The following is a 20,077-nucleotide window of genomic DNA, read 5'->3' on the forward strand; positions in this document are numbered from 1 at the left end:
GCTCACCTGTCCTTCGGATCGAGCGCGTCGCGCAGCCCGTCGCCGACAAAGTTGATGCAGTAAAGCGTGATCGAGAGCAGCGCCGCCGGAAACAGCAGAATCCACGGCGACGACTCCATCACGCCGACGCCGTCTTGAATCAGCACGCCCCAGCTCGTCATCGGTTCCTGCACGCCGAGGCCGAGGAACGACAGCACGGATTCCGTGAGGATGACGGCAGGCACGGTGACAGTCGTATAGATCGCGACGATGCCGAGCAGATTCGGCACCACATGCCGCGCGATGATGCGCCGCGTCGGCACGCCGATCGCGCGCGCCGCTTCGACATATTCCTTGGAGCGGATCGACAGCGTCTGGCCGCGCACGACGCGCGCCATGTCCATCCACGAAAAGATCGTGATGGTGATGACGACGAGATAGAACTCGCGGCCGAGCAGCGTCACCATCAGAATCGCGATGAGCAGATACGGAATCGCGTACATCATGTCGACGATACGCATCATCGCGTTATCGACGCGTCCGCCGACGAAGCCCGCGACCGCGCCCCACAGGATGCCGAGCGTCACCGACGTGAGCGTGGCGAGCGCGCCGATCATCAGGGACACGCGCCCGCCGATCAGGCAGCGCACGAGCAGATCGCGGCCAGTGTCGTCGGTGCCGAACAGATGCCAGTTGGCGAGCGTCGGCGCGACGCTCGTCGCGTTCCAGTCGGTCGAGTCGAATTCGTTCGGCAACAACCACGGTCCGACGATGCACGCGAGCGTGATCAGCACGAGCAGCGCGAGACTCACGACCGCCGCCTTGTTGCGCAGGAAACGCGCGCGCGCGTCCTGCCACGGGCTGCGGCCGGCGACCGCCTTTTCGAGCATCGGTGCAAGAGAAGCAGATTTCATCGCGCGCCCTTTCAGTAACGAATCTTCGGATCGAGCCACGCATACGCGAGATCGACCAGCAGGTTGAGCAGCACGGCCACCACCGTGACGAGCACGACGAGTCCGAGCACGAGCGTGTAATCGCGATTGGCCGCGCCGTTCACGATCAGCTTGCCGATGCCCGGCAGCGAGAACACCGATTCCGTGACGACCGCCGCCGTGATCGACGAGATCGCGAGCGGGCCGATCACCGAGACGACAGGAATGAGCGTCGGCTTCAGCGCATGGCGCAGCACGATGGTGCGCATCGGCAAGCCTTTCGCGCGCGCGGTGCGGATGTAGTTCGTGTTCAGCACTTCGATCAGACTCGCGCGCGTCACGCGGCCGACCGTGGCGACGTTGATCATCACGAGCAGCGCGACGGGCAGCGCCATATAGCGCAACTGGAAGTCGTTCCAGCCGCCCGCGGGCAGCCACTTGAGCAGGATCGCGAAGACGAGGATCAACACCGGCCCGAGCACGAACGACGGGAACGCATTGCCCGCGTTGCTGGCGAGCATCAGCACATAGTCCGCGATGCTATTGCGGCGCAGTGCCGCGGCGATGCCGAGCGCGACGCCGATCACGATGGCAAGCAGCATCGACACGCCGCCGATCGTCAGCGACACCGGCAGCGCACGAAGCACGAGATCGTTCACGCTCCAGTCGGCATAACGGAACGACGCACCGAGATCGCCGTGCAGAAGGTCTCGAAGATAGAACACATACTGCTTCCACAGCGGCTCGTCGAGGTGATACTTCGCCTGCAGATTCGCGAGCACTTCCGCCGGAATCTTGCGCTCGCCATCGAACGGACCGCCCGGCGTTGCGTGCAGGAGCAGATAGCAGATCGTCACGACGATCAGCAGCGTCGGCAGCGTGAGCAACACGCGCCGCAAGGTATAGGACCACATGAAAGGCTCCTTGCCGTCAGTGCTTGACGATGTAGAGATCCTTGCTGCCGTAATGATCCATCGGATTCTTCAGCGAGTATCCGCCGACGTAGCTCTTCACGAGGCGCGGCAGGCCGTATTGCAGGAGCGGCAGCATCGGATAGTCGTCCATTACGATCTTCGCGGCCTGCGTCTGCAACTGCGTGCGCTTGGCTTGATCCGTGGTTTCGCCGGCTTCCTTGATGAGCGCGTCGGCCTTCGGGTTGCAGCTGAAATTGTCGTTCTGCTCCGACTTGCATTGCACGAGCGTAAGGAAGGTCGTCGCGTCGTTGTAATCGGCGACCCAGCCGTTGCGTGCGATCTGATAGTCGCCTTCATGGCGCTTCTTCAACAGCACCTTGAACTCCATCGATTCGATGTCCATCGCGAGGCCGAGCTTCGACTTCCATTCCGATGCGACGAAGATCGCCATCTTCTTGTTGTAATCGCTCGTGTTCATCGCGAATCGCAGCTTCGTTCCGGGCTTCACGCCCGCCTGTTCGAGCAGCTTCTTGGCTTCCTCGACCCGCTTGGCCATCGGCCACGTCGCCCATTCGTAGTTCGACACGTCGGCGCCGCTCACGCCCTTCGGCAGCAGGCCGTAAAGCGGCGTCTGACCATCGGCGGTCACGCGTTGCGCGAGCAGGTCGCGGTCGATGACCATCGAGAGCGCCTTGCGCACGCGCACGTCCTTCAGCAGCGGATCGCGATTGTTGAAGCTGTAGTAGCGCGTACCGAGAATCAGCGAGTTGCGGATGTCCTTCGGGAACTGCTGGCTGTACTTCGCGTAGGTGCCGGTCGGAAGCTGATACGTCATGTCGTTCTCGCCGGACTGGAACAGCTTGACGTCGGTGTTCTCGTCTTCGACCGGCAGATACGTGACTTGCGTCAGTTGAACGTTCGCCTTGTCCCAGTAGTTCGCGTTCTTCGTCAGCACGAGCTTGCTGTTGACCTGCCAGTCCTTCAACTGGAACGCGCCGTTGCTGACGATGTTGCCCGGCTTCGTCCATTCCTTGCCGAATTTCTCGATCGTCGCGCGATGCACCGGCCCGAGGTTCGGATTCGACATCAGTTCCGGCAGGAACGGCACGGGTCCGGCGGTCTTGATTTCGACGGTGCTCGCGTCGATGGCGCGCACCCCGAGCGCGCTCGCCGGCTTCTTGCCCGCGGCGATATCCGCGCCGTTCAGCAGGAACGGGCCGTACACGCTCGCATACGACGACGCCGTTTTCGGGTCGAGGAAGCGCTGGCAGCCGTACACGAAATCGTTTGCGGTGACGGCGTCGCCATTGGACCAGCGGGCGTTCTTGCGCAGATGGAAAATCCAGGTCGTCGCGTCCTTCTGTTCCCATTTTTCCGCGACACCGGGCACGACCGTGCCGTCCGAATTCGTCGCGGTCAGGCTCTCGAACAGGTCGCGCGAGACGTTGGCCGCCACCACGGTTTCGACCAGCGCCGGATCGAGCGTCTCGACCTCCGAGCCGTTGTTGCGCACGAGTTCCTGCTTCGCGGCGAGCGCAACACCCGGCGGCACGATGGCGGCCGACGCGTTCAGCGCGGAGAACGCGAGCAGCGCCGCGGCGGCGGCGAGTTTCGTGCGTTGGATCGATGCGTGGGGAACGGCAAAAAACGTCATGGGGAATCCTCTTTCCTGTCTCGTTTATCGATTGTTGCCTTTCGCCGGGCTTTCGAAATTTGGCAGTCCTTCGTGTAGCGGATCGTTTATCGCCGTTGGGCTAAACAAAGCAGCTTCAAGCCCGGAGAATCTAACGTATTGCTTTCTATCATCTGTCGGCGCGCCAATGCCGATAACTCGTTGAAAACCGCGCGTCTGGCGGATATTTCTTACGTAGACGCTTTCATTCGTGCTTCAGGCTGGCGGCGAGTATTTCGTATCAATAAGACGGATGCCACTCACATGTGCTTATAGTCACTAAATTTTTCGAATAGTCGTTTAATTTGTTGGTTTAACGCACTTTCGGGCTTTTGTTAGCTGAACAGGGTTAAGGCAGCAAGTGTTTGTTTCCTATAAGATTGCGTCGCCGTATAACCGCCGCTTCAGAGCCGTCCGAAAGATGATCCGTTTCCGCCAGATCGAGGCATTTCGCAGCCTCATCATGACCGGCACCAGTGTCGGCGCAGCAAAAAAACTCCATGTGACGCAGCCCGCAATCAGCCGCCTGATCGCCGATCTCGAAGCCGATCTCGGCTTCAGCCTGTTCTCGCGCATCGGCGGCCGTCTCAATCCGACGACCGCCGGCCTGCGCTTCTACAAGTCCGTCGAGGAGAACTTCCTCGGCCTGGAGCGCTTGAAGCAGGTCGCCGCAATGATTCGCGAGGAAGCTTCAGACAGCCTCACGGTCGCATGCATGCCCGTGCTCGCGACCACGCTTTTGCCGCCCGTACTCGCCGATTTCACCGAACGTCATCCCGGCGTGCCGATCAAGGTCGATTCGGTGAAAGTGCCGGAAGTGCTGGTGAACCTGCAGAACCACAAGGCCGATGTCGCGTTGAGCCTGGCGTTTCCGGCGGTCGCGGGCATCGAGGTGGAGACGCTGCTCAAGGCGCGCGCGTCGTGCGCGATGCCCACGACGCACAAGCTCGCGAAGAAGAAGATCGTGCGCCCTTCCGACTTGCGCGGCGAAAAGCTCATCGGCTGGCTGCCGAACGCGCGCCAGCCGTACGAGGCGGAGCAATCGCTGATTTCATCGACGGAAGACCGGCCGCGTTACACCGTTTTCACCGACACGGCGCACACGCGTTACGCGATGGTGGCGGGCGGGCTCGGCATTTCGATCGTCGAGCCGTTCGCGGCCAAGGTCTGGCGCGCGCACGGCGTGGTCGTGCGGCCGTTCGAGACCGACATCGAATATGAATACGTGCTGTCGTATCCGAGCAGCGGCATCCGCTCCGATCTCGTCGCATCGTTCCGAAGTTCGGTGAAGCGCGTGGTCGAGCACTATTCGTTCGAGGCCGCCGAAGAAGCGCCTCTCGCGGAGGACTGACGCACCGCGCGCCACTCGGCCGCCGATCGGTTTTCCGTTTCATACTCTCGTCTGTTGCGCCCGCTTCAAACCCTCATCCATACGGAGCACACATGCACGATCTGAAAGGCAAGTCGATTCTCATCACCGGCGCGAGCACCGGCATAGGCGCGGCGGCGGCGCGAGCGTTCGCGCAATACGGCGCGAATGTCGCGGTGCACTACAACAGCTCGAAAGACAAGGCCGAGGAAGTCGCGAAGGACGTGCGCGCGCTCGGCGTCACGGCGATCACCGTCGGCGCGGATGTGCGCGATTCAAAAGCCATCGATGCCGCCGTCGCGCAAGTCGCCGATACGTTCGGCAAGATCGACGTGCTCATCAATAACGCGGGCAGTCTCGTGAAACGCGAGCCGATCGCGTCCGCGAGCGACGAGCTCTTCGACGAGATCATGCACATCAACGCGCGCTCGGTCGTCGCGTTCACGCGCGCGGCGCTGCCGTCGCTGCGCTCGGGCGGCGGCGGCTCGATCATCAACGTGACATCGGTGGCGGCGCGCAACGGCGGCGGGCCGGGCGCGCTCCTCTACGCGGCGTCGAAGGGCTTCGTCAGCACCATCACCAAGGGCATGGCGAAGGAACTGATGCCGGATCGCATCCGCGTGAATGCGGTCGCGCCCGGCGTGATCCAGACGCCGTTTCAGGAGCGCTTCACATCGCCGGAACAACTTGAATCCTTCCGCAAGGCAATTCCGATGGGCTTCATCGGCGAGCCGGACGATTGCAGCGGCGCGTTCCTCTATCTTGCGTCGGAAGCGATGTCGCGCTATGTGACGGGCCAGATCATCGACGTGAACGGCGGCCAGTTGATGCCCTGAGCGTCGGGCGGCTCGTGGTATATAAAGCGCTGGTCTTTCGTCGCATGCAATAAAGGAGAACGCAGGAGATGCTTTTGAAAAAGGAACTTCGCATCCGCTCGGTCGCACTCGGCGCCATCGTCGCGTCGGCGCTCATGATGGCGGGATTCGTCGAGACGGCGCCGGCTTACGCAAAAACCACCGACAATCAGCCGGCGGTGCTGACCGCGTCGGCTGTCGCGGTCGCCGACAAATACGCCGCCGACACCGCGGAACAAATCTTCAAGCTCGGCGGCAATGCGGTCGATGCGGCCGTCGCGATCGCCTTCACGCTCGCCGTGACGTATCCGGAAGCGGGCAATATCGGCGGCGGTGGCTTCATGACGCTCTACGTCGATCATCGTCCGTACTTCCTCGACTATCGCGAGCGCGCGCCGCTTTCGGCCACGCGCAACATGTATCTCGACGACAAGGGCGAGGTCATCAAGGGCATGAGCCTCATCGGGCATCGCGCGGTGGGCGTGCCGGGCACGGTCCAGGGCATGTGGGAAGCGCAGAAGCGCTTCGGCAAGTTGAAGTGGAAACAGGTGCTCGCGCCGGCCATCAAGTACGCGCAGGACGGCTTCGAAGTCGACGATCAGCTCGTCTCGCGACGCGACAACGCATCGAAGGAGTTCGCCGGCAAGACCAACTTCGATCTGTACTTCGGCGGCATGAAGGCCGGTCAGGTGTTCAAGCAGCCGGATCTCGCCAAGACCTTGCAGCGCATCTCCGATAAAGGCGCGAAAGGCTTCTACGAAGGCGAAACCGCCGAGCTGATCGCCAAGTCGATGGAAGGCCACGGCCTCATCACGACGCGCGACCTGAAGGACTACAAGGCGGTGTGGCGTCAGCCGATCACGGCGAGCTGGAACGGCTATCGCGTGATCACCGCGCCGCCGCCGAGCTCCGGCGGCGTCGGCCTCGTGCAGTTGCTCAAGATGAAGGCCGACCTCAAGGACAAGTTCCAGGACGTGCCGCTCGATTCCGCGCAGTACATCCATCTCGTGGCCGAAATCGAGAAGCGCGTGTTCGCGGACCGCGCGCAATATCTCGGCGATCCGGACTTCTACAAGGTGCCGGTCGCGCAGCTCACCAACGACGACTACATCCTGAAGCGTGCGCAGGAAGTCAATCCCGACAAGCCTTCGGACACGAAGAGCGTGCAGCCGGGACTCGGCACGTCGATGCCCGAGAAGGCGGAAACGACGCACTTTTCGGTCGTCGACAAATGGGGCAACGCGGTGTCGAACACGTACACGATCAACGGCTATTTCGGCGCGGGCGTGATCGCGGAAGGCACGGGCGTCGTGCTCAACGACGAAATGGACGACTTCGCGTCGAAGCCGGGCGTGCCGAACATGTTCGGCGTCGTCGGCAGCGATGCGAACGCCATCGCGCCGAAAAAGCGTCCGCTTTCGTCGATGACGCCGACCATCCTCACGAAGGACGACAAGGTCGCGATGGTGATCGGCACGCCGGGCGGCTCGCGCATTTTCACGTCGATTTTCCAGGTCATCACGAACGTGTACGACTTCGACATGCCGCTGGCGGAAGCCGTCGGCGCGACGCGATTCCATCATCAGTTGCTGCCGCCGGACACGATCTATCAGGAGCCGTTCCATCAGCTCGACGCGAGCGTCGTCAAGCAGCTCGAAGACAAGGGCTACAAGTTCACGATGCAGAACTTCAATGGCGACATTCAGGCGATCCGCATCGACGGCGACAAGCCCGAACCGATGTCCGATCCGCGCGGACGCGGCGTGTCGCGCGTCATCCAGTAACGCGCCTTACAACGTCGAACGAGTAAAATAGCGTCCCGGTCCGGACTAGGCGTTTCCCCTAGTCCGGCCTTTTTTCGCTCATGCGAGAGCCCCGCCCCGCGCGGGATTCGCGGCATATAAGCCGCTCGGCATGAGCGGCATGTTTTTCATGGGATTGGACCCCGCGTTCTGTTCCCCTAGTCTCTGTCCTGACCGAGTGCAGCCATCAGAGCGCGTCACCCGGCATTCATCCAGAACTACATACGAGACGACCCTGACGATGGACCCGCGGTGCCGGCGAGCTGACAAGCGCGGCGCACGGCGTTCCGTTTCAGCGTGCTGATAAAGGAGCAGCTCATGTTGGAATCCTCCGCCCAGCAGCTTGGCGACATCGACATCACCCCCACAGAACGAGAGGAAAGCGTTCAGACCGCCAGCGGCGGATTTCTCGATCGCTATTTCGGCATTTCCAAAACCGGCAGCACGGAAAAACGCGAGATCGTCGCGGGCGTTACGACGTTCCTCGCGATGGTCTACTCCGTGTTCGTCGTGCCGGGCATGCTCGGCAAGGCCGGCTTCGACACGAGCGCGGTGTTCGTCGCGGTGTGCCTCACGACCGCGTTCGGCTCGCTGCTGATGGGCGTGTGGGCGCGTCTGCCGATCGCGATCGGCTGCGCAATCTCGCTGACTGCGTTCACGGCCTTCGGTCTCGTGCTCGGCAAGGGATTGACGCCGAACATCGCGCTCGGCGCCGTGTTCCTGATGGGCGTCGTGTTCACCGCGATCTCCGTCACCGGCGTGCGTTCGTGGATCCTGCGCAATCTGCCGACGGGCGTCGCGCACGGCACGGGCATCGGCATCGGCTTGTTCCTGCTGCTGATCGCATCGAACGATGTCGGGCTCATCATCAAGAATCCCGCGCCCGGCATGCCGGTGTCGCTCGGGCATATCACGGCGTTTCCGGTGCTGATGTCGGTGGCGGGCCTCGCCGCGATCTTCGGTCTGGAGCGCCGGCGCGTGCCGGGCGGCATCCTGCTGGTGGTGATCGGCCTGTCGGCGATCGGCCTGATCTTCGATCCGTCCGTGCGCTTTCATGGCGTGTTCGCGCTGCCGGCGTTGTCGGCGCCGGGCCATGCATCGCTGATCGGTGCGATGGACATCAAGGGAGCACTCTCGATGGCCGTACTGCCGAGCGTGCTCGCGCTCGTGATGACCGCCGTGTTCGACGCGACCGGCACGATCCGCGCGGTCGCGGGCCAAGCGGGCCAGATCGACAAGAACGGACGCATCGTCAACGGCGGCCGCGCGCTGACCGCCGATTCGCTCAGCTCGATCTTCTCCGCCTGCTTCGGCGGCGCGCCGGCTGCGGCGTATATCGAATCGTCGGTGGGCGTGGCGGCGGGCGCGAAGACGGGTCTCGCGGCAAGCGTCGTCGGCGTGCTGTTCCTGGTGGTGATGTTCCTGTCGCCGCTCGCCGCGCTCGTGCCTTCCTACGCGACGGCGCCTGCGCTGATGTACGTCGGCCTGCTGATGCTCGGCAACGTGAGCAAGCTGCATTTCGAGGACACGGTCGACACGATGTCGGGCCTCGTTTGCGCGGTGTATATCGTGCTGTCGGCGAATATCGTGACGGGCATCATGCTCGGCTTTTGCACGCTCGTGATCGGCCGCATCGTCGCGGGCGAATGGCGCAAGCTGAATGTCGGCACGGTGGCGATCGCGGTCGTGCTCGCGGTTTTCTATCTCGGCGGCTGGGCGATCTGATCGACGGCTCGATCGCGTGAAGCGAAACGGCGCGCTGCCCGAGAGGACAGCGCGCCGTTTTTCATGGCCGTGTTACTTCGTGACGAGCGCGACGGAACCCGTCTCCAACAACGACTTCAAATTCGACAGAATCTTCGGCCATCCGCCCGACACGGCCTCGATGAACGGTTTGCTCTCGCTGACGTGCGTGACCGTGAGCTTGACCGCATCGCCGAGCGCCTCGATGTCGTAGGTGCAGCGCGACCAGCCCGCGTCCTTCAGATCGTCGCGAAATTCGTTGCGCCATTTCAGCACGAGGCGCTTGCCCGGCTCGGCTTCGAGCACTTCTCCGGCATCCGCGACGCGTCCATCGGAAAACAGCATCTTCCACGCGGAGCCTGCTGACCAGTCGGATTCCTGATGCATCCCGAACCAGTACTGCCGAACGAACTCAGGCGTCGTCAGCGCTTCCCACAGCTTTCCCGGCGTCGTGCGGATGTAGGTCACATACACAAACGTGTCGCTACTCATGATCGTCTCCTTCAAGCGTGCGTTTCAGGTCGGACAAAGCGTCCAGCCGCGGACGCTCGAACTTGCTGATCCAGCGTTGCGCGATCTCGTGGATCGGCACCGGGTTAAGGAAATGACGCTTCTCGCGGCCATGACGCTGCGTCGACACGAGATTCGCGTCTTCGAGTATCGCGAGATGCTTCGACACGGCCTGCCGCGTCATGCCGAGGCCGTCGCATAAATCGCCGAGCGTCTGGCCATTCGCCTCGCGAAGCCGGTCGAGCAGTTGCCTGCGGCTCGCGTCGGCGAGCGCGCGAAAAACCGAATCGTCATCCATGAACGGATTATGCAACCATTTGGTTGCATGTCAAGCGCGAAAACGACAACGCCCCGGAAGCTCTTCACTTCCGGGGCGTTGCGGATGATGCTCTTGACCGGGATGCTGTCGCGCGCGGCTTACTTGCGGCGATACGATTCGACGAGAATCTCGCAGTTCTGGAGATGCAGTTGCAGCGCACGGTTCCACTCACGACGCACCGCAGCCTTTGCCGCGCGCAGCCAGGAACCGAACGAAACGACCAGGGATTGTTGTGCGGTGGTTTTCATGTGGGTCTCTCAGGGTAAGTAGCTAGGGAATAACCCTAACTATACGCCTTTCTCGCTGCACCGCAACACGTTTTCAAAAAAGCAACAGGGTATTCCCTAGGTCGATCGGTCAATTTTTCTCCGGCGCGTCGGGCGCCAACTGCACGCCCTTTTTGAAAATGAAGCAGCCGTAACCCCGAGATTCGCCGGTGGCGATCACGCAATACGCGTTCTTCGCGCGCTCGTAGAAGGCAAAACGCTCGATCGACGCCAGCGGCACGGCGCGCCCCTCGGCGTCATCGACTTCACGCTGCGCTTCGCGTTGCACGGCGGGCAGCGCGGCCGCGTCGCCGACGACCTCCATGCGCTGAGCAGGATGATCGACGAACGTATCGAGCGGCAGCACCGACAGCACCGCCCGCACCGCGCGCGGCGAACTCACGCCGTCGAGCCGCAGCACGCGCCCGAGCACCGTCTGTCGTGCGACGGAATCGGCGGGAAAGTTGGCGTCGCAGATCACGACTTCGTCGCCGTGACCCATCGCGCAGAGCGCGTGCAGGATGTCCGCGTTGAGCAGCGGATCGATGTTCTTGAGCATGTTTCTTGTTCTCCATGACGTAAGGCCAGCCGAATATATGGTACCCGCCGCCGCGCAACCGAGGCGCAGCTAAGGCACGAGCAGGTCGCCCTGCCGCGCCGCGTCCGCGCCCGCGATGCGCGCGACCAGCATTCCCGCCGTCGCGAAGCGCGTCCAGTGCCGCGCGTAGAGCAGCCCTTCCGTCTGCGCCACGAGCGGCACGAGGCGATCGTCGAGCGGATCGAGCACGTCGGCGATGACGTCGCCCGCGCGAATCCGCTCGCCGATTTCCCGCCGATGCAGAATCACGCCCGACATCGGCGCGTGGATGTACTCGCATCCCGCAAGCGGCGTCGCGGGATTGCGCAGCGGCGGCGGCTTCGGCGCATCGCCTGCGATCATGCCGATGTGCGTCAGATAATCGACGATCGCCTGTGCATCGCGCGCCGCCATCTCGTGCGACACGTCCCGCACGCCGCGCAGTTCGAGCGTGACGGATTGCGCGCCCATCGGAATCGGAAAGCGCTCGCCGAGCGCACCGCGCAGATAGCGCCACGCCGCCGTGCACGCCTCGTCGAACGGCTCGCCGCCCGACACGTCCGCAAGCAATTGCGCCTCGCTGCCGAGATAGCGCGCGAGCGGTTCGATCGCGGGCCACGCGCCGGGCGTCGTGTAGAGATGCGCGACGGCTTCCCAGTCGCAATGCAGGTCGATGACGAGATCCGCGTCGCACGCGAGTTTCATCAGCTCGATGCGTTGCGATTCGAGCTCGGTCGCCGCTTCGAGCGCCGCCAGATGCTCGCGCAGCGCCGCGCGGATGAGCCGAGCGTTCCGCGTCGCGTCGCCCGTCAGACGGTTCTTGAGTTCGAGCGCCAATTCCGCGCCGAACTCGGGAAAGCGCCGGTTGAAGTCCTGCCCCGAGCGCATCTCGAAGCGGCCCATTTGCGTGCCGAACCAATGCTGGTTCAATCCCGCCGGATTCGCGACCGGCACGACTACGACACGCGCGTTCAGCTTCCCCGCTGCTTCCAGTTCGGCGAAGCGCCGCTTCAGATACCACGCGACGACCATGCCCGGCAATTCGTCGGCATGCAGCGAAGCCTGGATATAGACCTTCGGCGCCGCGTCGCCGTCTTGCGGACCGAATCGATAGCTCGTGATCGCGCGCCCTGTGCCGAGCGACGCGCCGACGAGCGGATGATGATGAACCTGCATCTTCGATGTATCTCTCGTCGAAAGCGAAAAGAAAAGGCATCGCGAACGATGCCTTTCCGGTCGAAAACGAATGCGGCGGACGGCGCTTACCGGATCGAGATATCCGTCTCGAAATACTTCGCCATGATGCGCTTGAACGTGCCGTTCTTCTTGATCTCGGCGAACGCGTTGTTCAGGCCGTTCTTCAGATCGGCGTCGCCCTTGCGCAGACCGATGGCCGTGCCCGGACCGATGATCGCCTTGTCCTCGACGATCGGGCCGACGAGCGCGAACGGCTTGCCCTGCGGCTTCTTCAGAAAGCCGATGGCGGCTTGCGCGGCGTCGGTGAAGATCGCGTCGATGCGGCCCGCGACGAGATCGGCCTCGACCTGTTCCTGATCGCCGTAAGCCACGACGGTCACGCCTTGCGGCTCCCATTTCACTTTCGCGTAACGCTCCTGCACCGTGCCTTGCTCGACGCCGACGCGCTTGCCCTTCAATGCCTGCGGCGTCGGCAGGATGCCCGAGCCGGCGCGCGCGACGAGTTGCGCGTGCGTGTCATAGAGCGGATCGGTGAAATCGATCTGCTTCAGGCGCTCTTCGGTGATGCCCATGTCGGACAACACGGCGTCGAATTTGCGGGCCTTGAGGCCGGGAATCATGCCGTCGAAATTGTTTTCGACCCACACGCACTTGACCTTCATCTGCGCGCAGAGCGCATTGCCGAGATCGATATCGAAGCCGGCGAGCTTGCCGTCGGCCTGCTTGGATTCGAACGGCGGATAGGACGGATCGACGGCGAAACGGATTTGCGTGATTTCCTTCGCTTGCGCCGAGAACGACACGGCGGCGAGTGCTGCAAGCATCGCGAACGATGCGGACTTCTTCAATGACATGCTTTTCCTTCAGGACTTTCGATGAGACCGCGAAACGTCGCGCGCGGACGCGCGCGAAAAACCGTGAATGGTAACAAAATCGCACGATTGATCGGACGACGCGCGTCAAGGCACGACCGAAAGAAACAGGAAAGCCGCAAAGATCACGAGATGCACGACGCCTTGGAGCACGGTCGAGCGGCCCGTGCCGAGCGTAATGACGGACACGAGCAGCGTGAGCGCGAGCATGACGATTTCCTTGGGCGCGAGCCCGAGCGAAATCGGCTGGCCCATGAAGATCGAGACGACGGCCACTGTGGGAATAGTCAATCCGATGCTCGCGAGCGCCGAACCGAGCGCGAGATTCAAGCTCGTCTGGAGGCGGTTCAGGCGCGCCGCGCGCAAGGCGGCGAGTCCTTCCGGCAGCAGCACGAGCGCGGCGATCACCACGCCGACCACAGCCTCGGGCGCGCCCGCCGCCGCGACGCCCGCTTCCACCGCCGGCGACAGCAGCTTCGCCAGCCCGACCACCGAAACCAGCGAAAGCATCAGAAAGATGAGCGCGACCCACGCCTCCCGGTTGCTCGGCGGCGGCGCGTGCGGCGCCTCGTCCTCGTCCTGCACGCCCGCGGCGGCCGGCGGCGTGAACGGCAGGAAATAATCGCGATGGCGGATCGTCTGCACGAACACGAACGTCACGTACAGCACGAGCGAAATCACGCCGACGAAGATCAGTTGCGACGTCGAAAGCGCGGGACCGGCGACCGTGCTCGTGAAATTCGGCAAGACCAGTGTAAGCACGGAAAGCGCGCACAGGATCGCGAGCGCGGCGCTCGCGCCTTGCAGCTGAAAATCCTGCACGTGATGCCGCAAGCCGCCGATCAGCAGACACAGCCCGACGATCCCGCAACTGCAGATCATGATCGCGGCGAACACCGTGTCGCGCGGCAGACCGGCTTTTTCCGGACCCCCGGAAAGCATCACGGAGACGATCAGCGCGACTTCGATCACCGTGACGGCGACCGCGAGCACCAGCGTGCCGAACGGCTCGCCGACGCGATGCGCGACCACTTCCGCGTGATGCACCGCCGCGAACACGGCGAACGCCAGCGCGATGGCCGCGAGCACGATCAGCGCGCCGCTGTGTATGAAAGCGGCCGCGGCCAGCACGACGAGCGCGAGAATCGGGGAAACGAGGGTCCAGTCCAGCTTGAATTTCATCGGCGCTCCGGGCGGATCGGTTGAATGGGATCGTCGGCTCTTGCGATGTAGCCACGAGGTTGCAGCAAAAACGCGCCGAATGCATCGGACCTGCGCGAGCGCCGCGCGTGCGAAGGGATTGCCGTGACAAAGGGCCGCAGACCATCGGCATCATAGCGAAAACGCAACCGCGCGCCTTCGGCACGAACGGATGTATTTATTGCGCAATTGTCAGAGAATAACGGCTCCAGTGGTTACGTTAAGCACGGAGACACATGCTCGTCGCACCGATACCCGAGAACGAATCCGCCCGCCTTGCCACCCTGCGCACGCTCGGCATCCTCGATACGCCCGCCGAAGAACGCTTCGACCGGTTGACGCGTCTCGCGCGCCGCGTCTTCGACGTACCCATCGCGCTCGTCTCGCTCATCGACGAAAACCGTCAGTGGTTCAAGTCGTGCGCGGGTCTCGGCGTGCAGGAAACCTCGCGCGACATTTCTTTCTGCGGACACGCGATCCTGCAAGACGACGTCTTCATGATTCCCGACGCCCGCGCAGACGTCCGCTTTCACGACAACCCGCTCGTCTCGGGCCATCCGGGCATCCGTTTCTACGCCGGTCAGCCGCTCATGGTGCCCAACGGCAGCAAGCTCGGCACGCTCTGTCTCATCGACACGCGCCCGCGCGAGCTGGACGGCGACGAACGCGGCCTGTTGCGCGATCTCGCGCATATCGCGGAACAGGAGATCGCGGCGATCGAGCTCGCGACCGTCGACGAGCTGACGCTCATCGCGAACCGGCGCGGCTTCGAAGCGCTCGCGCAGCATGCGCTGAACGTCTGCAAGCGCCTTGAGCGCGACGCGTCGCTGCTCTTCTTCGATCTCGACGATTTCAAGCAGATCAACGACACCTTCGGTCATGCGGAAGGGGATCGCGCGCTCGTGACCTTCGCCGCCGCGCTGCGCGAATCGCTGCGGGAGAGCGATGTCATCGGCCGTCTGGGCGGCGACGAATTCGTCGCCCTTCTGACCGACGCCCGCGAAAACGAAACGCGCCGCGCGCTCGATCGCCTGCGCGAATTGCTCGCGGCGAGCAATGCGGCATCGGCGCCGGGTTATCGGATTCGCTTCAGCGTCGGGCAGACACAGTTCGACGCCGCTCGGCATTCGTCGGTGATCGATCTGCTCGCGGCAAGCGACAGCAAGATGTACGCGCAGAAAGCCGCCCGCAAAAGCGCTCCGGCGCGCTAGCGCCAACGAGCGTTGCGATCTGTGCTTTGATCCGAAACAGATTGCGTTTATTCAAATAAACGGCGTCGCAGGCAGCGATTGTCCAGCGCGCCGCCAAACGAAATACTCATTCAACGCGCCGAAAATACGGCGGGAATAAGTTCGACGTCAAAAAACGTAATAATCGCGTCAGCCGGGCACGAAGCAAAAACCGAAAATAAGTGTTTCAGTTGAACTGACGCACTTCCATCATATAATTTATTTCAATCGGCAAAGAAAATTTACGCGGACTAAATCATGTTCCTATAACAAAAAGGTATTCTCTGATGATTATCTCGTCGAATTTCAATCATCAATTCAGGAGAAGACAATGACGACTATCTTCGCGAAACTCGCGCTGTGCGCCGCGGTTGCAGGCGCGTTATGCAGCATGGTAAGCGCATCGGCGAACGAAACGGCGACCGCGCATAAACCAGATCCCGCCGCAATGGAAGCGCTGGCCAAAATGAGCGCTTATATGCAAACCGTGAAGCAGTTCGTTCTGGATGTCGATTCGACGACAGATCAAATCATGGTGGACGGTAAAACGGCACAATTGGTCCAGTTGTCGCACACGACGAAGCTGACCGTAAATCGCCCCGATCATCTCAAGGCGGATATTTCCGGCGGTGCGCCTGGCAGCAGTCGTCACGCTTATTTCGACGGAAAGCACTTCACGCTTTACACTGAGCCGGGCAAATACTATGCGACGGTGCCGGCGCCGGCCACCATCAAGGAACTGATCAGCGATCTCGGCGACAAGTACGAAATCGAATTGCCGTTAAGCGATATTTTCACGCTGGGAGCGAATCCGGACGACATGAAAAGAGTGCTTTCCGCCGCCTATCTCGGTGACGAGACAATAAACGGCGCGACGTGCTCACATTATGCATACCACGAAAAATCGGTCGATTGGCAGCTCTGGGTTCAGAAAGGCGATAAACCGCTGCCGTGCAAGTTGAATATCGTGACATTGTCGGACAAGGAGCGGCCGCAATACACGGCGATTTATCGCTGGAACCTCAATCCTGAAATCGGAAATGGCGCATTCGCATTCTCGGCCCCTGAGAACGCGCGCGAAATCAAAATCGTGCAGGTCAAAGACAAGCAATAATCGATTAATGTAGAGATCATCATCATGAATTTGAAGAACTTCTCAAGCACGGCATGCGCGGCGCTCTTACTGGCAACAATCGCGTCGACGGCAAGCGCCTTTCAAGTCCGCGGCGGCGCTCAAACGTCCGTGAATAGCGGCGCCTGGCAGAGCGCGCATGAAACCAATGTCGCGACACGGCAAGCCAACCGCACGACGCGTGAGGGCAACCGGCAGGACACCGTTCAGCAGGTCAGTTCGAACCGAACGAACGCGGCGACAAACATCAGCAATAACCGGATGAATGCGGCGCAGAACATCAGTGACAACCACGGCTGCTGCTACAACAACGGCGGCTGGTACAACGACCATCCGGTGGCAACCGCTGCCGCCGTCACGACAACCGTGGTCGCGACGGCAGCCATAGTCGGCTCCATCGTTCATACACTGCCGCCCAGTTGCTCCGCGATCAGCGTCAACGGCGTGACGTATCAGCAATGCGGCTCGACGTGGTATCAGCCGCAATACTCGGGCACGTCCGTTCAGTACGTGGTGGTCAACGCGCCTCACTGACCGGCGGTCGAGTTCGCTTCACTCGCTGCCGCTCTCGCGGAAATACAGGCGGCGCGGCAGGCCCCACACGATCAGCATCGCGCCCAGCAGGCACGCGCATGCGATCGCATAGAGGCCGGGCGTCGCGCTGCCGGTCATCGTCTTCACTTTGCCGACCATGTACGGACTGATGATCCCGCCGAACTGCCCGACCGAATTGATGAGCGCGATGCCGCTCGCCGCTGCGATACCGGTGAGAAAGCGCGTCGGCAGAATCCAGAACAGCCCGAGCGACGTAATGATGCCCGTCGCGGCGATCGTGAGGCCGATCACGAGCATCACCGTGTTCGTCGGGAAGAAGCCGCACAGCACGTAACCGATCGTGCCCGCGAGCGCGCATGCGCCGAGGTGCCAGCGCCGTTCGCCGGTCCGGTCCGAATGCTTGCCGATCAGGATCATGCCGATGCCCGCGACCGCGTAAGGCAGCATCGAGATCAGGCCGATCATGAACGGATCGCTCGTGCCCGCGGTTTTCACGAGCTGCGGCATCCAAAAGACGAGCCCGTAGATGCCCATCGCGAGGAACAGATAGATGAGCGCCATCACGAGCGTGACGGGCTGGCTGAACGCGGCCTTCAGCGAATGCACTTCGCCGACTTTCGGATCGCGCGCGAGTTGCGCTTTCAGCGCGCGCTTTTCGCCGGCGTCGAGCCACTTTGCGTGATCGACGTCGTCATCGACGAACGCGAGCACGACAAAGCCGAGCAGCACCGACGGAATGCCTTCGAGCAGAAAGAGCCATTGCCATCCGGGCATGCCGTTCAGGCCATCGCAGAACTTCATGATCGCGCCCGACAGCGGGCTGCCGATGATCCCGCACAGCGCGATCGACGCCATGAAAAACGAGTTGATGCGCCCGCGCCGCGACGACGGAAACCACTTCGTGAAGAAGTACAGCGCGCCCGGCACGAAGCCCGCTTCGAGCGCGCCGATCAGAAAGCGCAGCACGTAGAACCACGTTTCGCTGCGCACGAACATCATGCACGCCGACGCGATGCCCCACGTAATCATGATGCGCGCGATCCAGCGCTTCGCCCCGACGCGATGCAAAACGATATTGCTTGGCACTTCGAATAAAAAGTATCCGACGAAGAATACGCTCGCCCCGAAGCCGTACATGGCGTCGGAGAAGCCGAGCTCGCTTTGCATCTGCAGCTTCGCAAAGCTGATGTTGATGCGATCGAGATACGAAAACACGAAGCACGCGACGAACAGCGGCACGAAGCGCCAGAACACTTTCTTGTAGATGCGGCTGTCGTCGAGCGTCGCCTCGCGCGGGGCGGCGAAGGTATTCATGTGGCTTGTCTCCTTGATTTTCTTGTCTTGACGCGTGTGTTCAGTAAGTCGCGCGTCCTCCGGAGAGATCGAAGACCGCGCCCGTCGTGAACGAGTTCTCCGACGAAGCGAGGAACGCGACCATCGATGCGATCTCGTTCACTTCGACGAAGCGTCCGCGCGGAATCTTCGACAGCATGTAGTCGATGTGCTCCTGCTTCATCTGCTCGAAGATTTTCGTGCGCGCGGCGGCGGGCGTCACGGCGTTCACCGCGATATCGAGGCCGGCCGTTTCCTTGCCGAGACTCTTCGTCAGCGCGATCACGCCCGCCTTCGCCGCACTGTACGCCGACGCGTTCGGATTGCCTTCCTTGCCCGCGATCGACGCGATGTTGACGATGCGTCCATAGCCGCGCGCGATCATCGCCCTGACGATCGCCTGATTCACATGGAACGCCGCGTTGAGGTCGACGTCGATCACGCGGGACCATTCTTCCGGCGCGTAATCGGCGACCGTCGCGTTCGCGCCCGCGATGCCCGCGCTGTGCACGAGCACGTCGATTTGCCCGAAGCGCTCCAGCGTGCGCGACGTCGCGTTGGCAACTGCATCGCGATCCGTCAGATCGACGAGCACGGTCTGAACGTCGCTCAGACGCGCGCGGGCATTGGCCAGCGCGGCTTCATCGCGATCCCACAACGAGACGCGCGCGCCGCCTTCGAATAGACGCTGCGCCACCGCGTAGCCGATGCCCTGCGCGCCGCCCGTCACGACAGCCGCGCGATTCGTGAAGTCGTATCGGTTCATGCGTCCACCGTGCGTTGTTGCTGAACGCCCAGACCTTCGATGCCGAGGCGCATCGTCTGTCCCGCGCGCAAATAGATGGCGTCCGGCTTCTGCCCCATGCCGACGCCCGGCGGCGTGCCCGTCGAAATGACATCGCCCGGTTGCAGGCTCATGAAGCGCGAGAGATACGCGACGATCTCGCCGACCTTGAAGATCATCGTGCTCGTGTTGCCGTTCTGATAACGCTTGCCGTCGACTTCGAGCCAGAGCGGGAGCTTGTGCGGATCGGGCACTTCGTCGGCGGTGACGAGCCACGGACCGATCGGGCCGAACGTATCGCAGCCCTTGCCCTTGTCCCAGGTGCCGCCGCGCTCGATCTGATATTCGCGCTCGGAGACATCGTTGATGACGCAGTAACCGGCGACGTGACTCATCGCATCGGCTTCGTCGATATACGCGCCGCCCTTGCCGATCACGACGCCCAGTTCCACTTCCCAATCGGTCTTCTTCGAGCCGCGTGGAATGCGCACATCGTCGTTCGGGCCGACGACCGCCGAGAGCCACTTGTTGAACACGACCGGCTCCGACGGCACCGGCAGATTCGATTCCGCCGCGTGATCGGCGTAATTGAGCCCGATGCAGATGAACTTGCCGATGCGTCCGACACACGGCCCGATGCGTTCGTTCGAAGGCACGACGGGCAGCGTCGATGGATCGAGCTTCGCGAGACGTGCGAGCGATTCGGGCAGGAGCGCATCGCCCGCGATATCGCCGACGACGCCGGACAAGTCGCGGATCGCGCCGCTGGAATCGAGAAGGCCGGGTTTTTCGCGGCCGGGAGCGCCGTATCGCAGCAGCTTCATGAGTCGGTATTTCCT

Annotated in this window: 20 protein-coding genes; 7 read left to right on the plus strand and 13 right to left on the minus strand. The window is 62.3% G+C overall.

Annotated elements, in window-relative coordinates:
- Positions 1–2: 2 nt before the first annotated feature.
- Genes NCT05_RS20050 through NCT05_RS20060 form a run of 3 tightly spaced genes read right to left on the minus strand, consistent with a single transcriptional unit; the run spans position 3 to position 3,479 of the window.
- A complete protein-coding gene (locus tag NCT05_RS20050; protein ID WP_409014175.1) occupies positions 3–893 on the minus strand; it encodes an ABC transporter permease subunit in 891 nt (296 codons plus the stop codon).
- A gap of 11 nt (positions 894–904) precedes the next feature.
- Positions 905–1,825 (minus strand): oligopeptide ABC transporter permease OppB, encoded by a 921-nt coding sequence (gene oppB / locus NCT05_RS20055; RefSeq protein ID WP_008353177.1) that lies wholly within the window; start codon positions 1,823–1,825, stop codon positions 905–907.
- A 16-nt stretch (positions 1,826–1,841) separates the two neighbouring features.
- Positions 1,842–3,479, minus strand: coding sequence for a peptide ABC transporter substrate-binding protein (locus tag NCT05_RS20060; RefSeq protein ID WP_250503021.1), 1,638 nt, complete (start codon positions 3,477–3,479; stop codon positions 1,842–1,844).
- Between the two features lie 439 nt (positions 3,480–3,918).
- Here NCT05_RS20060 and NCT05_RS20065 point away from each other — a divergent pair, with 439 nt between their 5' ends.
- The 4 genes from NCT05_RS20065 to NCT05_RS20080 all read left to right on the plus strand — a co-directional run bounded on the left by NCT05_RS20065 (position 3,919) and on the right by NCT05_RS20080 (position 9,247).
- Positions 3,919–4,848, plus strand: a complete 930-nt coding sequence (locus NCT05_RS20065; RefSeq protein WP_008353175.1) for a LysR substrate-binding domain-containing protein — start codon at positions 3,919–3,921, stop codon at positions 4,846–4,848.
- Between the two features lie 92 nt (positions 4,849–4,940).
- Positions 4,941–5,702, plus strand: coding sequence for an SDR family NAD(P)-dependent oxidoreductase (locus tag NCT05_RS20070; protein ID WP_008353174.1), 762 nt, complete (start codon positions 4,941–4,943; stop codon positions 5,700–5,702).
- A 134-nt stretch (positions 5,703–5,836) separates the two neighbouring features.
- Positions 5,837–7,504: a gamma-glutamyltransferase gene (gene ggt / locus NCT05_RS20075; RefSeq protein ID WP_502800890.1), complete on the plus strand. Its 1,668-nt coding sequence runs from the start codon at positions 5,837–5,839 to the stop codon at positions 7,502–7,504.
- Between the two features lie 336 nt (positions 7,505–7,840).
- Positions 7,841–9,247, plus strand: coding sequence for an NCS2 family permease (locus NCT05_RS20080; RefSeq protein WP_008353171.1), 1,407 nt, complete (start codon positions 7,841–7,843; stop codon positions 9,245–9,247).
- Positions 9,248–9,319: 72 nt separating this feature from the next.
- Here NCT05_RS20080 and NCT05_RS20085 read toward each other — a convergent pair whose 3' ends face one another.
- The 7 genes from NCT05_RS20085 to NCT05_RS20115 all read right to left on the minus strand — a co-directional run bounded on the left by NCT05_RS20085 (position 9,320) and on the right by NCT05_RS20115 (position 14,188).
- Positions 9,320–9,757 carry an SRPBCC family protein gene (locus NCT05_RS20085; protein WP_008353168.1) on the minus strand — a complete coding sequence of 146 codons (438 nt, stop codon included), beginning with the start codon at positions 9,755–9,757 and terminating at the stop codon, positions 9,320–9,322.
- Positions 9,750–10,073 carry an ArsR/SmtB family transcription factor gene (locus tag NCT05_RS20090; RefSeq protein WP_008353166.1) on the minus strand — a complete coding sequence of 108 codons (324 nt, stop codon included), beginning with the start codon at positions 10,071–10,073 and terminating at the stop codon, positions 9,750–9,752. Before NCT05_RS20090 ends, NCT05_RS20085 begins: the two co-directional genes overlap by 8 nt.
- Positions 10,074–10,192: 119 nt before the next feature.
- A complete protein-coding gene (locus NCT05_RS20095) occupies positions 10,193–10,342 on the minus strand; it encodes a hypothetical protein (RefSeq protein WP_157695790.1) in 150 nt (49 codons plus the stop codon).
- Between the two features lie 109 nt (positions 10,343–10,451).
- Entirely contained in the window at positions 10,452–10,919 is a 468-nt protein-coding gene (locus tag NCT05_RS20100; protein WP_008353164.1) for an RbsD/FucU family protein, read from the minus strand.
- A gap of 69 nt (positions 10,920–10,988) precedes the next feature.
- Positions 10,989–12,113, minus strand: a complete 1,125-nt coding sequence (locus NCT05_RS20105; RefSeq protein WP_008353162.1) for a succinylglutamate desuccinylase/aspartoacylase family protein — start codon at positions 12,111–12,113, stop codon at positions 10,989–10,991.
- An 86-nt stretch (positions 12,114–12,199) separates the two neighbouring features.
- Positions 12,200–12,988, minus strand: a complete 789-nt coding sequence (locus NCT05_RS20110; RefSeq protein WP_175979415.1) for an ABC transporter substrate-binding protein — start codon at positions 12,986–12,988, stop codon at positions 12,200–12,202.
- A gap of 105 nt (positions 12,989–13,093) precedes the next feature.
- Positions 13,094–14,188, minus strand: coding sequence for a calcium:cation antiporter (locus NCT05_RS20115; protein ID WP_175979416.1), 1,095 nt, complete (start codon positions 14,186–14,188; stop codon positions 13,094–13,096).
- A gap of 254 nt (positions 14,189–14,442) precedes the next feature.
- Between NCT05_RS20115 and NCT05_RS20120 the strand changes: the two genes are divergently transcribed.
- The 3 genes from NCT05_RS20120 (at position 14,443) to NCT05_RS20130 (ending at position 17,101) form a co-directional block, all read left to right on the plus strand.
- Positions 14,443–15,417: a GGDEF domain-containing protein gene (locus NCT05_RS20120; protein ID WP_250503023.1), complete on the plus strand. Its 975-nt coding sequence runs from the start codon at positions 14,443–14,445 to the stop codon at positions 15,415–15,417.
- A 349-nt stretch (positions 15,418–15,766) separates the two neighbouring features.
- Positions 15,767–16,549, plus strand: coding sequence for a DUF2092 domain-containing protein (locus NCT05_RS20125; protein ID WP_250503024.1), 783 nt, complete (start codon positions 15,767–15,769; stop codon positions 16,547–16,549).
- Between the two features lie 24 nt (positions 16,550–16,573).
- The gene (locus NCT05_RS20130; RefSeq protein ID WP_008353155.1) at positions 16,574–17,101 is read left to right on the plus strand and encodes a hypothetical protein; all 528 of its coding nucleotides are present in this window, start codon (positions 16,574–16,576) and stop codon (positions 17,099–17,101) included.
- 18 nt (positions 17,102–17,119) lie between these two features.
- Here the strand turns inward: NCT05_RS20130 and NCT05_RS20135 are convergent, their stop codons facing one another.
- Genes NCT05_RS20135 through NCT05_RS20145 form a run of 3 tightly spaced genes read right to left on the minus strand, consistent with a single transcriptional unit; the run spans position 17,120 to position 20,062 of the window.
- Positions 17,120–18,436: an MFS transporter gene (locus tag NCT05_RS20135; RefSeq protein WP_008353154.1), complete on the minus strand. Its 1,317-nt coding sequence runs from the start codon at positions 18,434–18,436 to the stop codon at positions 17,120–17,122.
- A 40-nt stretch (positions 18,437–18,476) separates the two neighbouring features.
- A complete protein-coding gene (locus NCT05_RS20140; protein ID WP_250503025.1) occupies positions 18,477–19,220 on the minus strand; it encodes an SDR family oxidoreductase in 744 nt (247 codons plus the stop codon).
- Positions 19,217–20,062, minus strand: a complete 846-nt coding sequence (locus NCT05_RS20145) for a fumarylacetoacetate hydrolase family protein (RefSeq protein WP_008353152.1) — start codon at positions 20,060–20,062, stop codon at positions 19,217–19,219. The genes NCT05_RS20140 and NCT05_RS20145 overlap by 4 nt, the downstream gene beginning before the upstream one ends.
- Positions 20,063–20,077: the final 15 nt, after the last annotated feature.

The organism is Caballeronia sp. AZ7_KS35, from assembly GCF_023631045.1.
Lineage (GTDB): Bacteria > Pseudomonadota > Gammaproteobacteria > Burkholderiales > Burkholderiaceae > Caballeronia > Caballeronia zhejiangensis.

Bases quoted from the DNA above. Each gene is read 5' to 3' on its own strand.
- NCT05_RS20100 (WP_008353164.1), bottom strand. From the start codon at position 10,919: ATGCTCAAGAACATCGATCCGCTGCTCAACGCGGACATCCTGCACGCG.
- NCT05_RS20070 (WP_008353174.1), top strand. From the start codon at position 4,941: ATGCACGATCTGAAAGGCAAGTCGATTCTCATCACCGGCGCGAGCACC.
- NCT05_RS20120 (WP_250503023.1), top strand. From the start codon at position 14,443: ATGCTCGTCGCACCGATACCCGAGAACGAATCCGCCCGCCTTGCCACC.
- NCT05_RS20085 (WP_008353168.1), bottom strand. From the start codon at position 9,757: ATGAGTAGCGACACGTTTGTGTATGTGACCTACATCCGCACGACGCCG.
- NCT05_RS20145 (WP_008353152.1), bottom strand. From the start codon at position 20,062: ATGAAGCTGCTGCGATACGGCGCTCCCGGCCGCGAAAAACCCGGCCTT.
- NCT05_RS20130 (WP_008353155.1), top strand. From the start codon at position 16,574: ATGAATTTGAAGAACTTCTCAAGCACGGCATGCGCGGCGCTCTTACTG.
- NCT05_RS20110 (WP_175979415.1), bottom strand. From the start codon at position 12,988: ATGTCATTGAAGAAGTCCGCATCGTTCGCGATGCTTGCAGCACTCGCC.
- NCT05_RS20090 (WP_008353166.1), bottom strand. From the start codon at position 10,073: ATGGATGACGATTCGGTTTTTCGCGCGCTCGCCGACGCGAGCCGCAGG.
- NCT05_RS20080 (WP_008353171.1), top strand. From the start codon at position 7,841: ATGTTGGAATCCTCCGCCCAGCAGCTTGGCGACATCGACATCACCCCC.
- oppB (WP_008353177.1), bottom strand. From the start codon at position 1,825: ATGTGGTCCTATACCTTGCGGCGCGTGTTGCTCACGCTGCCGACGCTG.
- NCT05_RS20125 (WP_250503024.1), top strand. From the start codon at position 15,767: ATGACGACTATCTTCGCGAAACTCGCGCTGTGCGCCGCGGTTGCAGGC.
- ggt (WP_502800890.1), top strand. From the start codon at position 5,837: ATGATGGCGGGATTCGTCGAGACGGCGCCGGCTTACGCAAAAACCACC.
- NCT05_RS20065 (WP_008353175.1), top strand. From the start codon at position 3,919: ATGATCCGTTTCCGCCAGATCGAGGCATTTCGCAGCCTCATCATGACC.
- NCT05_RS20050 (WP_409014175.1), bottom strand. From the start codon at position 893: ATGAAATCTGCTTCTCTTGCACCGATGCTCGAAAAGGCGGTCGCCGGC.
- NCT05_RS20095 (WP_157695790.1), bottom strand. From the start codon at position 10,342: ATGAAAACCACCGCACAACAATCCCTGGTCGTTTCGTTCGGTTCCTGG.
- NCT05_RS20105 (WP_008353162.1), bottom strand. From the start codon at position 12,113: ATGCAGGTTCATCATCATCCGCTCGTCGGCGCGTCGCTCGGCACAGGG.
- NCT05_RS20140 (WP_250503025.1), bottom strand. From the start codon at position 19,220: ATGAACCGATACGACTTCACGAATCGCGCGGCTGTCGTGACGGGCGGC.
- NCT05_RS20135 (WP_008353154.1), bottom strand. From the start codon at position 18,436: ATGAATACCTTCGCCGCCCCGCGCGAGGCGACGCTCGACGACAGCCGC.
- NCT05_RS20060 (WP_250503021.1), bottom strand. From the start codon at position 3,479: ATGACGTTTTTTGCCGTTCCCCACGCATCGATCCAACGCACGAAACTC.
- NCT05_RS20115 (WP_175979416.1), bottom strand. From the start codon at position 14,188: ATGAAATTCAAGCTGGACTGGACCCTCGTTTCCCCGATTCTCGCGCTC.